Source organism: Caballeronia sp. LZ035 (assembly GCF_031451175.1).
Lineage (GTDB): Bacteria > Pseudomonadota > Gammaproteobacteria > Burkholderiales > Burkholderiaceae > Caballeronia.
Genome location: NZ_JARUXS010000003.1, coordinates 1,672,541 through 1,687,298, shown reverse-complemented (window position 1 = coordinate 1,687,298; position 14,758 = coordinate 1,672,541). Strand labels below are relative to the sequence as shown.

General features: G+C 65.0%; 11 protein-coding genes. 3 read left to right on the top strand and 8 right to left on the bottom strand.

The annotated features are described in order from the left end of the window. Window positions 1–11 precede the first annotated feature (11 nt). On the top strand, window positions 12–1,313 hold the full coding sequence (locus tag QCE88_RS30275) for a DUF2325 domain-containing protein (protein ID WP_309908822.1): 1,302 nt from the start codon (window positions 12–14) through the stop codon (window positions 1,311–1,313). Between the two features lie 17 nt (window positions 1,314–1,330). On the opposite strand, the gene QCE88_RS30270 is transcribed toward QCE88_RS30275, so the two are convergent. The 5 genes from QCE88_RS30270 to QCE88_RS30250 form a co-directional block, all read right to left on the bottom strand. Continuing rightward, window positions 1,331–1,732, bottom strand: a complete 402-nt coding sequence (locus QCE88_RS30270) for a LysR family transcriptional regulator (protein WP_309908726.1) — start codon at window positions 1,730–1,732, stop codon at window positions 1,331–1,333. A 38-nt stretch (window positions 1,733–1,770) separates the two neighbouring features. Next, on the bottom strand, window positions 1,771–2,322 hold the full coding sequence (locus QCE88_RS30265; protein ID WP_309908725.1) for a nitrogen fixation protein NifQ: 552 nt from the start codon (window positions 2,320–2,322) through the stop codon (window positions 1,771–1,773). Further along, the gene (locus tag QCE88_RS30260) at window positions 2,319–2,801 is read right to left on the bottom strand and encodes a molybdopterin-dependent oxidoreductase (protein WP_309908723.1); all 483 of its coding nucleotides are present in this window, start codon (window positions 2,799–2,801) and stop codon (window positions 2,319–2,321) included. Before QCE88_RS30260 ends, QCE88_RS30265 begins: the two co-directional genes overlap by 4 nt. 263 nt (window positions 2,802–3,064) lie before the next feature. Continuing rightward, a complete protein-coding gene (locus tag QCE88_RS30255; RefSeq protein ID WP_309908722.1) occupies window positions 3,065–3,349 on the bottom strand; it encodes a hypothetical protein in 285 nt (94 codons plus the stop codon). 458 nt (window positions 3,350–3,807) lie between these two features. Beyond that, window positions 3,808–5,568: a hypothetical protein gene (locus tag QCE88_RS30250; protein ID WP_309908720.1), complete on the bottom strand. Its 1,761-nt coding sequence runs from the start codon at window positions 5,566–5,568 to the stop codon at window positions 3,808–3,810. Window positions 5,569–5,851: 283 nt separating this feature from the next. On the opposite strand from QCE88_RS30250, the gene QCE88_RS30245 reads away from it, so the two are divergent. Next, window positions 5,852–6,994: an NAD(P)/FAD-dependent oxidoreductase gene (locus QCE88_RS30245; protein WP_309908718.1), complete on the top strand. Its 1,143-nt coding sequence runs from the start codon at window positions 5,852–5,854 to the stop codon at window positions 6,992–6,994. A 44-nt stretch (window positions 6,995–7,038) separates the two neighbouring features. On the opposite strand, the gene QCE88_RS30240 is transcribed toward QCE88_RS30245, so the two are convergent. The 3 genes from QCE88_RS30240 to QCE88_RS30230 all read right to left on the bottom strand — a co-directional run bounded on the left by QCE88_RS30240 (window position 7,039) and on the right by QCE88_RS30230 (window position 12,926). Continuing rightward, entirely contained in the window at window positions 7,039–8,175 is a 1,137-nt protein-coding gene (locus QCE88_RS30240; RefSeq protein WP_309908716.1) for a porin, read from the bottom strand. Between the two features lie 306 nt (window positions 8,176–8,481). Further along, complete coding sequence (locus QCE88_RS30235; RefSeq protein WP_309908714.1) at window positions 8,482–11,352, bottom strand: EAL domain-containing protein; 2,871 nt, start codon at window positions 11,350–11,352, stop codon at window positions 8,482–8,484. Next, window positions 11,349–12,926: a methyl-accepting chemotaxis protein gene (locus tag QCE88_RS30230; RefSeq protein ID WP_309908713.1), complete on the bottom strand. Its 1,578-nt coding sequence runs from the start codon at window positions 12,924–12,926 to the stop codon at window positions 11,349–11,351. The genes QCE88_RS30235 and QCE88_RS30230 overlap by 4 nt, the downstream gene beginning before the upstream one ends. A gap of 369 nt (window positions 12,927–13,295) precedes the next feature. Between QCE88_RS30230 and QCE88_RS30225 the strand changes: the two genes are divergently transcribed. After that, on the top strand, window positions 13,296–14,747 hold the full coding sequence (locus QCE88_RS30225; protein ID WP_309908711.1) for an ATPase domain-containing protein: 1,452 nt from the start codon (window positions 13,296–13,298) through the stop codon (window positions 14,745–14,747). Window positions 14,748–14,758: the final 11 nt, after the last annotated feature.

Here is a 14,758-nt window from a genome sequence, read left to right as displayed (position 1 = left end):
ACGAGGTGATCATGCAAACCCCGCCGTTTCAACTCGCGCGTACGCATGCCCATGCGCATGGCGACGCCTGCTGCCAGCCGGGCGAGGCCGTTCCGCGTCCGGTGCGCCGCCGCGCGCGCCTCGCGGAACTGGACTCGCATCTGCATTGTTCGGTCATCGGTACGTGTCTTTCGACGGGCGAGCTCCGCAAGCTCGTGCCGAAGTTCACCGACCTCGACCGCCATCACGCGAGCGATCTCGAGATTCACCACGCGGCGGTGGAGTTGGCGATTGCCGGCGGCGCGGGTGCGAAGGCGCTGCACAAGGCGCTCGACGAACGTTACGCCGGCGCGATCCGTCGCTTCGACAGCGCCCGCGATCCCCAGGCGCTGCTCGATCTGTGGAACGAGGCGCTCAAGTCCGGCGACATTCCGCCCGCTTACTGGGCCGTGATGTCGCATCCGCACGCGAGCATCGAAGTGCGTCAGTACGCGTTCGGCGAACTGCACATGCTGTCGCATCTGGTCGGCGCGGCGAATCGCGCGGACATTCGGCGTCTGGTCGCGCTCGAAGCCGAGAACCAGGCGCTCGGCGACAAGCTGGAGCGCCAGCAGGCGCGGGTGCTCGAGTTGAGCGCCGAGCGCGATGCCGCCGTCAGGCAGGCGCACGAGCTTGCCTTGCAAATCGCCGCGCGCAAGCCGGATCGCCCGACGATTGAGCTCGAAGACGAAATCGACCGTCTGCGCGGGAAGGTCGAGGACGGCGAGCGGCGCCTGGCGCTGCATACGAGCCGTCGAGAAAGCGTTGAGCAGCGCGTGCTGCACGAAGAGGAACAGTCGCGCACGTTGCGCAACAGCCTGGGCGAGGCGCAGGCGTTGTTGAAGGTGGTGCAGGCGGAATGCGCGGCGCTCGAACGCGCGACGCTCGCGGCCGGCGACGAGCCCGAGACCCGCCGACGCGCGGTCGAGTGGCTGGAGGGAAAGCGCATCGTCTATGTGGGCGGCAGGCCGAATTCGAATGCGCTACTCAGGTCGCTGACGACTGCAGCGGGTGGTGAACTGGTTGTGCACGACGGCGGCATTGAAGATCGCAAGGGTTTGCTGGCGGCGGCGCTGCCGAATGCCGATGCGGTTTTGTTCCCCGTCGATTGCATCGATCACGATTCGATGAACATGCTCAAACGCGTCTGCGAGCGTCACGGCGTGCCGTATTCACCGCTGCGCACGGCGAGCGTGGCGAGTTTCGTGGAGTTCGTCGGGCGGCTCGGCGCGGGTGCGCGGGACGTGAGCCCGGCGTCACCGCCGCCGTCCGCGTTCTGTCTGCGTCACGGCTAGCAGGCGGGCTTGGGCACTCAGGGTTTGAGCAACTGTGTAAGCGAAGCGATCTGCCGGGCGCAGGCCGCCTCGGCCTGGGCTTCGACATCGCGATACAGCTTGATGATGCGTTCGCCGACCGGCGTGAGCACGCAGCCGCCGCCACTTTGACCGCCTTGCTCGGAGAGCGTCGCGGGTGACTTGAGCGAGCGGTTCAGTTCATCGACGAGCATCCACGCGCGCCGGTACGACATGTCGAGGCTGCGTGCCGCTGCCGATATCGAACCTTGTTCACGTATCGCTTCGAGCAGCACGACCTTGCCCGGACCGAGCGCGATGGTTTCGCCTTTTGTGATGCGCATGCGAAAGCGCACTTCGGCGGGTTGCTTCGCCGTGTCCGCTTCCTTTGCGCTGTCCTTGGATTTGAGGGTCGTCGCCATGCCCGAGAGAATACACGAAGGGCATCAGCGCGACGGCGCTATGACTGCTGCGGATAGCAGAACGCGTAGTCCTCGCAGCCCGGACAACCCGGCGCGCAAGTGGGTGCGACACCTTCCGCGCAGGCCACTTCCTGAGCCAGAAACTTCTTCCAGCGCAGATTCGCCGTGTTCCGCGCGACCAGCGTGGGATAGTGACGCTGCAGCATGTCAGTGACGTCGTCGCGTCCGTCGAGACCCAGATCGCGCCAGAGATGATCCGGGCGCAAGGTCGCGGCCGAGATGATGGTCGCCAGACAATGCGCGTCGTGCCATGCGCGCGTTGCCGTGCGGTCGTGCCACATCAGCAGGCCGTGCAGTCGGCGGACGAACGCATGATGCGGCGTTGGGAATATCAGCCGAGGTGCTTCCGGCGCATTGGCCGCATGCGGGAAGTGATGCTCGATCAGCGCGGCGAGTGCGGCGCGGTCGAGACCCAGCAGCGCCGTGTCGCCCGCTTCGACGCGCGCGCCGATGAGCCGCGCGAACAGCACGGTATCGGCGGAAGGAGGCGCGGAGGCGTGCGCCAGCAACGCGCGCGCGGCATCGTTCACGGAGGCGATGTTCCCAGAATGTGCGCATCGACGCGTACGAGCCGTTTCATGTGCCGCGGCGCATGCACCGTGTCCGCGCCGGACACGAGCACCGGTAGGCCATCTTCCACACCGAGTTCGCGATCCGCGCATTCGTACGCGACGATCACGTGGGCGCCAATCGGCGTGTTGAACAGCTCGTGCCATGAAAAGGTGACCGCGTAGCCGTCGTGCGCGTGCGCGAGGAACACGGTGCGCTTGAAATCCGTGTTGTCCGGCCGACGCACGCCCGCTGCGTCCAGCAGCGTGCGCAAGGGGACGCCGCGATAGCTTCCCATCGGACGAATATAACGGCCGGTCGAAAAGCAGATCAGATCAAATGGCTCGATGCGCGTGCAGGCGAATTCGCGTAACGCGGGGACATCGAGCCTGAGAGGCGTCTGCACCGCGCCACCAATCTCCACGTGCGGGCTGCGAATTTCCTGGCTGAGTGAAAGCATGTGAGCAGGGCTTCTGGTTGGGATGAGCGAAAGGACATCGAAAGCTGGGCGCTTGCCTGGCGCGGCTGCGTCAGACGGCTTGTGCCGAACGTCGCTGTATCACTGAATATATTACGGGATCGGTGCTCACGACATTTCATGCGGGACATGTTGTGCATATGTCTCTTCAGGATTCTGATGTGAGCTTCTTGAAAGGTGCTGGGCGTGCTTGTTGTCAGTGTGATATTGGCGCGCATCAATGCATTTCTTTCGTAATCCATTCGTTATTTGTCAAGAGAAAGGAATTTGTACGAATTCTGGATTGGGATAAATAGTTCGGATGGCGTAGCAAATGATGAGATTCCGGGATCACTGACGGTGTGCTTTGAAGGCACTCCAAGGTAAAGCTTGCACTCGTTGATCGTCGCGTCGAGTAATTGCGACAGTTGCTTTTGAGTCTTCTGCAAACGTTTTCTGCGGGGCCGCGCACGTGCTTGCGTGTGGCCGCCAAGCGCTGGGTTGAGTAGCGCACAGAACAAGAGTTCCAGACTGCCATTCTTGCCCCACATCGCGTTATCCGCATCACCAGAGGCGGCGCGACTGCTCATACGGGGAAAACATGAGGAACTCGAACAAATACGAATTGGGGACGGCCCTTCGGCTTAGCGTGCTCGTCATTGCCGCTGCGGTGTCGAATTTTTCACATGCAGCTTCCTCACAGGATGCTTGCGATAACCTGACATCGACAGGCTGCGTTGTCGGAACGCAGACCATGGCAGCGGCAGTGCCGGCCGCGCAGACGGTGGCGCAGGCGGCGGTGCTGCCGGGACGCTCGGCTGCGGTGAGGAGCGGTAGCCGAAGCAATGGAAATGGTACGTCGGGCGCCGGCACCTCCGGCGGCAGTACCGGTACGGGCAGCGGAAGCGCCGGGAACGGAGCATCCGGTCAGGGCAGCGGTGCGACCTCCGGAGGCGGCGCTGTGTCGGCCGGTGGGCAAGGAGGCGGTTCGAGTTCGGGCGCGGGTGGATCAAGCGGCGGTACGGGTGGGACGGGTGGAAGTGGTAGCACGGGTGGGGGGAGTACGGGCGGGGGTAGTACGGGCGGTGGGAGTACGGGCGGGGGTAGTACTGGGGGAGGTAGTACTGGGGGAGGTAGCACGGGAGGGGGCAGTACGGGAGGCGGTAGTACAGGCGATGGCGGCGGTAATGGTCACGGCCACGGCGACGGCCATGGCCACGGCCACGGTGACGGCGGCCATGGCGATGGCGGCCACGGCGATGGTGGCCATGGCGATGGTGGCCATGGTGACGGCGGCCACGGCGATGGCGGTCATGGTGACGGCGGCCACGGCGATGGTGGCCATGGCGACGGCGGTCATGGAGATGGTGGCCATGGTGACGGCGGTCACGGCGATGGCGGCCATGGAGATGGCGGTCATGGCGATGGTGGTCACGGCGATGGCGGCCATGGAGATGGTGGTCATGGCGACGGCGGTCATGGAGATGGCGGTCACGGCGATGGCGGCCACGGCGATGGCGGTCATGGCGACGGCGGTCATGGCGATGGCGGTCATGGTGACGGCGGTCATGGCGATGGCGGTCATGGTGACGGCGGTCATGGCGATGGTGGTCACGGCGATGGCGGCCATGGCGATGGCGGTCATGGTGACGGCGGTCATGGCGATGGCGGCCACGGCGATGGCGGTCATGGCGATGGCGGTCATGGTGACGGCGGTCATGGCGACGGCGGTCACGGCGATGGTGGTCACGGCGATGGCGGCCATGGAGATGGTGGTCATGGCGATGGTGGCCATGGCGATGGCGGTCATGGTGACGGCGGTCACGGTGATGGCGGCCATGGCGTTGGTGGCGGCAATGGCAGCAGCGGCCACGGCGATGGTGGTCACGGCGATGGTGGTCACGGCGATGGTGGCCATGGCGATGGTGGTCATGGTGACGGCGGTCACGGTGATGGCGGCCATGGTGTTGGTGGCGGCAATGGCAGCAGCGGCCACGGCGATGGTGGTCATGGCGATGGTGGCCACGGTGACGGCGGCCACGGCGTTGGTGGCGGCAATGGCAGCAGCGGCCACGGCGACGGTGGTCATGGGGATGGTGGCCATGGTGACGGCGGCCACGGCGTTGGTGGTGGCAATGGCAGCGGCGGCCATGGCGATGGTGGTCATGGTGACGGCGGTCACGGTGATGGCGGTCATGGCGTTGGTGGCGGCAATGGCAGCAGCGGCCACGGCGACGGTGGTCACGGCGACGGTGGTCATGGCGATGGCGGCCACGGCGTTGGTGGCGGCAACGGCAGCGGCGGTCATGGTGACGGCGGTCATGGCGATGGCGGCCACGGCGTTGGTGGCGGCAACGGCAGCGGCGGTCATGGTGACGGCGGTCATGGCGACGGTGGCCACGGCGTTGGTGGCGGCAACGGCAGCGGTGGTCACGGCGACGGTGGTCACGGTGACGGTGGCCATGGCGCTGGCGGCGGCAACAGCGGCGGCGGTCACGGTGACGGTGGCCACGGCGTTGGTGGCGGCAATGGCAGCGGTGGTCATGGCGACGGCGGCCATGGCGCTGGCGGCGGTAGCAGCGGCGGTCACGGTGGTGGTGGCCACGGCAACGGCGGCGGCGGCCACGGCGGTGGTGGCGGCGGCGGCGGCGGCGGTGGCGGCGGCGGTGCAGGCGGTGGCGGCGGCAACCACTAACCCCAGCGCACGAACCACAAAGCAAGAAAGCACGGGATCGACCGGACTCGCACGTTCCGGCCGGTCTCGTGCCATCCACGCACCACGATCGACCCAAGAGCCGGGCGCCGACTTCAATCAGCGCCCGGCTCTTCTCTCTTCGCAGCGCACTTCCATGCAATACTCCCCGCCTGACATTCGCGAAAAACGGTCTTCCGCTTCCACGCTGGCCTGAGTGCCGCTATCGAGAAGAAGAGACCGCGCATACGTCACCCAACCCTTCGGTTCGGGCTGACCAGCGTTTCCACCGACATTCCGTCGGAACCGTTACGAGCCGTCGTGTTTCCACGCGATTCGCTCGTACCTACCGGAACGCGCCATGAACTCACCCCTCGTTTTCCCAGCTGTCGCAGCGGCCCGCATTGCCATCATCGGTGCTGGCCTGGGCGGCCTGACGCTCGCCCGCGTCCTGCACATCAACGGAATCCGTTCGACGATCTACGAAGCCGAACCCTCGTCGGACGCTCGCCCGCAAGGCGGCTTGCTGGACATCCACGAATACAACGGTCAGGCTGGCCTGAGAGCCGCAGGTCTCTACGATCGTTTTCTTGATCTCGTGCTCCCGGGCGAGGACGCGAAGCGCGTCGTCGACCGACACGCGAACATCCTGTTCGACCAACGCGCATCGTCCGCACCCGCGCGTCCTGAAGTTGACCGAGGTGCATTGCGTCGCTTGCTGATCGACTCGCTACCGGCCGATACGATCCGCTGGGGCCACAAGCTGACGAGTGTGATCCGCCTGCAAACAGGCCGACACCAGATCGCATTCGACAACGGCGTCATCGAACACAGCGAGGTATTGATCGGTGCGGATGGCGCATGGTCCCGGGTTCGGCCGCTCCTGTCCGCTGCACATCCGGCCCACACGGGTACGACCTTCTTGGAGACGAGCCATCGATCCGGCTCGACAGTAACGACATCAATCGAAACGGGGACGCTCATGGCGGTGGAACCGGGGAAGGGCATTCTTGCGCACCGCTACGCGGACGGCACGGTGCGCGTGACTATCGCGTTGCAGAAGCCGGAAACCTGGTTCGACGCAATCGACTTCGCAGAGCGCTCGTCCGCACTGGCCCGGCTGGCGCAGGAATTCGAAGGATGGGCTGCCGAACTGCGAGCCTTGATACTGAATGGCGAGACCGACCTGTTGATCCGCCCGATCCACGCCCTGCCGCCCCATCATTGCTGGGCACGCACTGCCGGCGTGACCCTTGTGGGAGATGCAGCGCACCTGATGTCGCCCTTTGCCGGCGAAGGCGCCAACCTTGCCCTGCAGGGCGGCGCCGAACTGGGCCTGGCGCTGTGCGCCCATCGTGACGACATGGAAAAAGCGCTCGAAGCCTATGAAACAGCGCTGTTCCCACGCAGCGCCGCATTCGCCGATCGAACCGCCCGCAACCACGAACGATTCTTCGGCGAACACGCGCCGCGAAGCGTGGTGGAACTGTTCGCGGCGCATTGAAGCACCGCCGCGAACGTCATGCCCACGCTCAGCGCGCGTCGCGCTCAGAAGCGATGCCGCAAGCCCACCGTCGCCGAGACCTGGCTGTTCGTCGATGACGCCGAAAGACCGTTGATCGCCGCCGTGATGCCCGAGTCGCCGGTATCGCTCACATGCTGATACACGCCTTGCAGATAGACATCCGTGCGCTTCGAGAGCGCATAGGCGGTTTGCAGGCTGATCTGATTCCACTTCGGATCGACGCCCTGAAGATGGCTGTCGGTGAAGGTATAGGCGCCGGACAGCGACCACGCGGGCGTCAGGTTATAGCGGCCGTTGACTTCGTAGTTGGTGAAGCGCGCGCTGCCGCCGTCGAGCGCGAGGCCGCCCGTCACGCCCGATGCCGATGCACCGATGCCGGTCGCGCCGTCGAGCCGCGTCTGCGTGAAGACGAAGCCCGCCTGCGCCGGACCGAATGCATAGCTGATGCCCGCGCCGAACGTGCGCTGACGGCTCGCCGCGAAGGTCGCGTCGTCGCTGACTGCGCCGCTGGCGTTCAGCGTCGCGCCGGCGTTGTTCAACTGCATGTAGCTTGCCGCCACGTTCAACGGTCCGAACGCATACGACGCCCCGACGCTATAGGCGCGATTCGTAGCAAAGCCGCCGGCTTCGTTCGAGAAGCCATACAGCCCGCCGAACTTGAAGCCGCCGTAGTTCACGCTTTGATACTTGACGGAGTTGCTGACGCGGAACGAGTTGTCGAGGTTGTCGTTGTCGAACGGATGCGCGGCCTGCGTTCCACCATATTGCGTGCCGGTGAGCGCGAGCGGGCCGAGATAATCGACCACGGAATCGTACTGTCGGCCGAGCGTGAGCGCGCCCAGCTGATTGCTCGACAAACCGACGAACGCCTGCCGGCCGAACTCGCGGCCGTTCTGCCCGAGATTGCCGTTCGTGATGTTGAAGCCGTTCTCGAGCGTGAAGATCGCCTTCAGTCCGCCGCCGAGATCTTCCGCGCCGCGCAGGCCCCAGCGGCTGCCGTTGACGGCGCCGCTCGTCGCCTGGATGTTGTGCGAGCCGCCCTGATTGTTCGTATAGGTGAGCCCCGCGTCGATGAGGCCGTAGAGCGTCACGCTGCTCTGCGCATGCGCCGCGCCCGCGACGGTGCCGAGCACGGTCAGCGCGAATAAGGATTTCTTCACTGTGTTTCTCCAAGAGAGCTTGAGGATGTGCTTGTGTTGCGCAAGACAGGCCTGCCTCGCACGAACAGCCCGTCCGATCGACCGGTCGACGCGTCGGAGGCCGGATTAGATCACGGGCCTCAATGCCCTTGGTTCGCGTGTTCGTTACGGATTGTTGTGCGTGCGCGGCTGTGCGCGCCGCAGCGAAAAGAAAACACGTTGTGAAACAAAGTGTTCGCGCATGACGCGCTTCAGCCGCATTCAAGCGCCGTCAAATGCGGTAACTTCCTGGAAGATTCAACGAGCGCGATTCGAACAGCGCCTGGCCTATTGCTGAGACGTTTCCTTGTTCAGCCATGACTCGACAGCCCGCGTCGTCAGCGCGCGAGAGAGCAGAAAGCCCTGCAGTTCATCGCAATGTTCGCCAAGCAGAGCTTGCCGCTGCTCGACCGTCTCCACGCCTTCCGCAGTGATCGGCAGGCCGAGGCTGCGGCACAGTTCGCTGATGGCGCGTACGATGGCCGCCGATTTCGGATTGCGTCCAAGACCGTTGACGAAGCCGCGATCGATCTTCACCCGTGTGAACGGAAAGCTTTGCAGGATGCTCAGCGATGAATAGCCCGTGCCGAAGTCGTCCATCGCAACACCCACGCCGAGCGAGCGGATCTCGTTGAGAATGCGGTGCGGCGTGCCCGACGATTCGAGCAGCGCGGTCTCGGTGATCTCGATCTCCAGCCGGTGCGCCTGCAAGCCCGCCGTGTTGAGGGAACGCAGCAGGACCCGCGTGAAGTCTTCGTAGAGCAATTGCGCCGGCGAAACGTTGATGCTGAGCCGCACATGCGTGGGCCATTTCGCGGCATCGCGGCATGCGCGCTGCATGACCCACGCGCCGATTTCCGGCATCAGGCCGCGCTCTTCCGCAATCGGAATGAATTCGGCGGGCGAGATCTGTCCGCGCTTCGGATGATGCCAGCGCAACAGCGCTTCACAGGCAGTGGTGCGACCGCTGCGCGCATCGACGATCGGCTGGTAATGCACTTCGAGTTCGTCCGCGCGCAGTGTGCGGCGCAGGTCGTCTTCCAGTTCGTTACGCAAGCGCAGCGGATCGTTCATGCCGCGCTCGTAGATGCGCAAGCAGTTGCGGCCTTCGCGCTTCGCCTTGTAGAGCGCGAGATCGGCTTGCTGCAGGACGTTGTCGGCATCGACGCTTCCCAGCGTGCACCACACGATGCCGATGCTCACCCCCACCGTCACCTCGTTGCCGACGATCTCGAACGGCGTCACCAGCGCGTCGATGCAACGCTGCGCGAGGGCGGCGGCATCGTCGGGCGTGCGGGCCCACGTCTGCAGGATGGTGAACTCGTCGCCGCTCAGGCGCGCCAGCTGATCGCTCGCGCGCAACAGCGAGCCCAGGCGCTGCGACACCGCCTTGAGCAGTTCGTCGCCCGCGTGATGGCCCAGCGTGTCGTTGACCACCTTGAAGCGGTCGAGGTCGAGATAGAGCAGGGCGAACGGATGCTCGGGCGTGACGGCATCGACGAGATACTGCAGGCGTTCCTTGAAGCTCACGCGGTTCGGCAGGTCCGTCAGGTGATCGTGATGCGCGAGATGCGAGATGCGCCGTTCGGCGGCGCGACGCTCGGTGACATCCTCGATCGTCGATACCCAGCCGCCATGCGACAGCAGCCGCGTCACGACCCCGATACTGCGGCCCAGATGCTGGAATTCGATGTGCGTCTGTTCCTGTCCCGGCGCGGAGCCGCGCAACAGCTTGCGGCGCAGGTCGTCGACCGCGCCCGCGGCGTGATCCCGCGCGGGACTCGTACGGTCGCAGATGCGGCGCAGCACGGTGCGCAGCGAGATGCCGGCGGGCAGGCTGTCGGCGGGAATCGAGAGGATGCGTGCGAACTGGTCATTGCACAGCACCAGCCGGCCGCGACGGTTGAACAGACACAAGCCTTGCAGCATGTTCTCCAGCGCGAGATCGAGATTGCGCGTGGTTTCCTCCAGCGCCAGCGATGTCTCGCGCTGCTCGGTGCAGTCGCGCGTGATCTTCGCGAAGCCGAACAGGTCGCCGCGGTCGTCGTAGATCGGCTGGATCAGCACGTGCGCCCAGAACTTCGTGCCGTCCTTGCGAAAGCGCCAGCCTTGCGCCTCGAACTTGCCGTATGCGCGCGCGGTGTCGAGCCCTTGCTGCGGCAACCCTTGCTCCTGGTCGCGCGGATCGTAGAAACAGGAAAAGTGCTTGCCGACGATCTCGCTCGCCTTGTAACCCTTCGCGCGCTGCGCCCCGGCGTTCCAGTTCGACACGATGCCGTTCGCATCGAGCATGTAGATCGCGTAGTCGGTGACGCCTTCTATCAGGAGGCGGAAGCTGCGCTCGTGATCGCGCGTCTGCTTCTGCAGCGCGCGAGCTTCGGTGCGGTCGCGCGTGACCTTGGCGAAGCCGAACAGCTCGCCGTTATCGTCGTAGATCGGATCGATGACGACATGCGCCCAGAAACGCGTGCCGTCCTTGCGCACGCGCCAGCTCTCGGTTTCATACTTGCCTTGCGCGAGCGCCGTGGCGAGACTGCGGGCGGGCAGGCCTGCTGCCTGGTCATCGGGCGTGTAGAAGCAGCTGAAATGCTTGCCGACGATCTCATCCGCGCCATAGCCTTTCGTGCGTTGCGCGCCGGCATTCCAGTTCGACACGATGCCGTTGATGTCGAGCATGTAGATGGCATAGTCGGTCACGCTCTGCACGAGAAAGCGGAAGCGACGTTCCTGGTCGAATGCAGATTCGCTGACGCGTCGCTGCTCGGTGCAGTCGCGCGTGATCTTCGCGAAGCCGAACAGGACGCCGTGTTCGTCGCGCAAGGCGTCGATGACCACATGCGCCCAGAAGCGGCTGCCGTCCTTGCGCACGCGCCAGCCTTCGGCTTCGTACTTGCCGGTGGTGCGCGCGGTTTCGAGATTGCGGCCGGGCACATTGTCCAGCCGTTCCTCGACGGAATAGAAGCAGCCGTAATGGCGGCCGATGATTTCATCGGCGGCGTAGCCTTTCGCTTTCTGTGCTCCGGCGTTCCAGGTCGTGATGATGCCGTCCACGTCCAGCATGTAGATGGCATAGCCGGTGATGCTCTGCACGAGCCTTCGGTACACCCGTTCGCTGGAGGCGTCCGCGTTGCCGCAGGTCAGGAAGTCTTCGTCGTTCATACGTGGGTTGAGGCTACACGGAAGGTGGAGACGGCCTGCGTCAGGCGGCGTCCCTGGTCGTCGAGCGATTGTGCCGCCGCCGCTGCTTCTTCCACCAGCGCCGCGTTCTGCTGCGTGACCTTGTCCATCTGGAAGATGGCCTGGCTCAACTGCTCGATGCCCCGGCTCTGTTCGCTGGACGCCGACGCGATTTCGCCCATGATGTCGCGCACTTTGGACACGGCCTGCGTGACGTCCGTCATGGTCATGCCGGCCTTGCCCGCGAGCGAGGAGCCTTCGGCAATGCGGTCGGCCGAGGTGTCGATCAGCGCCTTGATTTCCTTCGCGGCACTCGACGAGCGCTGCGCGAGGCTGCGCACTTCCGCTGCGACGACCGCGAAGCCGCGGCCTTCCTCGCCCGCGCGTGCCGCTTCGACGGCGGCATTGAGCGCCAGGATGTTCGTCTGGAAGGCGATGCTGTCGATGATGCCCGTGATGCTGGCGATCTGGCTCGACCGCGCGCTGATCTCGGCCATGGTTTCGATCATGCGCGTGACGGCGGCGCTGCCGTCGCTGGCGACGGCGCTCGCGCTGGCCGACAGCACGTTGGCCTGCTGGGCATGCTCGGCGTTCTGGCGCACGGTGGTGGTGAGTTCTTCCACGCTGGATGCGGTTTCTTCGAGCGATGCCGCCTGTTGTTCGGTGCGGGTCGACAGATCGACATTGCCCGAGGCGATCTGGCTCGACCCGGTGGCGATGTGATCGGCGGACGCGCGTACATTGCCGATCAGTTCCACGAGGTTCTTCTGCATGGCGCTCATCGAGGCCAGCACGCTATTTCGCGGGGCGGCGTCCGCATGTGCGACCGGCGCAAGATCGCCGCTCGCGACGCGTTGCGCGACGGCGCTCAGGACATCCGGTTCCGCGCCGAGCGCGCGCATCACGCCGCGCGTGATGATGAAGCCCGCGAGCACGGCGGCCAGCGCCGCCAGCGCGCACACGCCGCTCAGCAGCAGGCGCGCGCGGGCGTAATGGCGTTCGGATTCGGCCACGAGCTGTTCCTCGCGCCGCTGCGTGAGATCCGAATAGTCTTGCGTCGCCTTGACGAGCGCGGCGAGCAGCGGACGGCAGTCGTCGTTGATGCGCGCGATCGCTTCCTGCCGCTGCCCCTTCAGCGCGAGATCGACGATATGCAATGCCACCGGCCCGTAGAGCGACTCGACGCGATCGATCTCCGCCACGCGAGCCCGCACTTCCGGCGTGACGTCCTGCGCGGCGGCCACCGTGTCCTTGAAGGCGCGCAAGTCCCGTTGCACGTCTTCATGCGCCTGCGTGACCGCGGCCTTTTCGAGTTCGATTTCTTCAGGCCGGCTTGCCAGCACGAGATTGCGCGCCGCAATGGCGCGCCGGTCGACGTCGGTCCGGATGTGTTCGGCGAGCGTCGCGCGCGCGTTGATGCCATTCACGTAGGACATGAAGCGCGCGTTGGATTCTCGCAGCGCCTCGATCGAGAGCGCGGCCACGATCAGCACGGCCGCCGTGAGCACGCCGAATCCGATCGCGAGTTGGGTCTTCACTCGCAGGTTGCCTGACATTGTTGTTCTTCCTTATCCGAGTTCGTTGAACGTCTCTGGAGCAAGCGCTTAACCTTGTAAAGCCGCTTACGGCGCGCTGCGACAAGACTGAATGGTGGACAACGGATAGACGGCAACTGCAAACGTTGGCGAAATGCGGCAATCAGAAGTTTTTTTGCCATGCTTCCTGATTTACCGACGTTGCACGCTGCATCGAGCAATATTTTCGCGCGCTGGAAGTCTGGAAAGCCGCTTCCACAAAGGCTTTCCGCTTCATGCACAAAGCCGCCTGCGGGTCGGACGAAGACGGTTATCGGTTAGACTGCCGGGTACGCGAGTCAGCCGGTGACACCCGGTTGCTCCACATCTTCGCTTTCATGGACCCAGGCAATGGACAACACGCTTGCGCGCTTACGCAGCGACGTCACCGGACTCGACGAAATCTGTGGCGGCGGCCTGGTGGCTGGCTCGTCCTACATCATTCAGGGTCGCCCTGGCGCGGGTAAAACGATTCTTGCGAATCAGATCGCGTTCGCACAGGCGCGTCAGGGCCGCAAGGTGTTGTACGTGACGCTGCTGGCCGAGTCGCACGACAGACTGTTCCAGTCGCTCTCGACGCTCGACTTCTATGACGCGCAACGCGTTGGAAACGGCATCACGTACATCAGCCTGTTCCGCACGCTTCGCGAAGAGGGACTGTCGGCGCTGGTCGCCACGCTGCGCACCGAGCTGGCCCGGCAGAAGGCCAGCATTCTCGTGCTCGATGGCCTGCTCAACGCGCGTGAAAGCGGCGAGAGCAATCTCGACGTCAAGACTTTCGTCGCGGAACTCCAGGGGCATGCGGCCTTTACCGGCTGCACCGTGCTGTTCCTGACGAGCGCGCGCATCGACGAATCCAGCCCCGAACATACGATGGTCGACGGGGTGCTCCAGATCGAGGAGATCCTTGCTGCGTCGCGCACGGTGCGTCAGATCCGCGTCGCCAAGTCGCGCGGCAGCCGCGCGATGGGCGGGCTGCATCTGTTCGAGATCGGGAGTCGCGGGATCGTCGTCTATCCCCGGCTCGAAGTTGCGTTGGCGCTTCCCAGCCGGGCCGACCCGGCGCAGCCCTTCAGGATTCCCACTGGCATCGACGGACTGGACGCCCGCCTGGGCGGCGGCCTGCCGGCAAGCTCGGTCTCCGTCCTCGTGGGCCCGGCGGGGAGCGGCAAGACCACCTTCGGACTGAATTTCCTGCAACTCGGCACGCCCGAGGAACCGGCGGTGCATTTCGGCTTCTACGAAACGCCGCAGCGCCTGCAAACCAAGGCGCACGCGCTCGGCCTGGACTGGGAACAGCGCTGTTCATCGGGCGCGCTCAAGGTCATCTGGCGGCCGATGACCGAGAACCTGCTCGACAAGCTCGCCTACGACCTGCTCGACGTCGTGCGGGCGACCGGCGCCAGGCGCCTGTTCATCGACGGGCTGGCTGGTTTCGAGCGCGCCACCGTGGACCCGCACCGCATCGTCGAATTCTTCGCGGCCCTCACCAACGAACTGCGTGGCCTGAGCGTCACCACCGTCTGTACCTGGGAAGTGAAGGAACTGTCGGGACCGTGGATCGAGAATCCGTCGCCGGAAATCCTGAGCCAGCTGGACAACGTGATCGGCATGCAGCATGAACTGGTCGACGGCGTCATGAAGCGGGCCATCGCGGTGCTCAAGGTGCGCGACAGTCTCTTCGACACCACCGTGGCCGAAGTCGGCATTTCCAGTTCCGGTAAGGGTGTGCATGTGATCGGCACGCTGCCGCTGAGCGACGCCGCAGCAGCGGGGGGACACGGCAAAGCGCGCGGTCGATAGCTGTCGCCGGT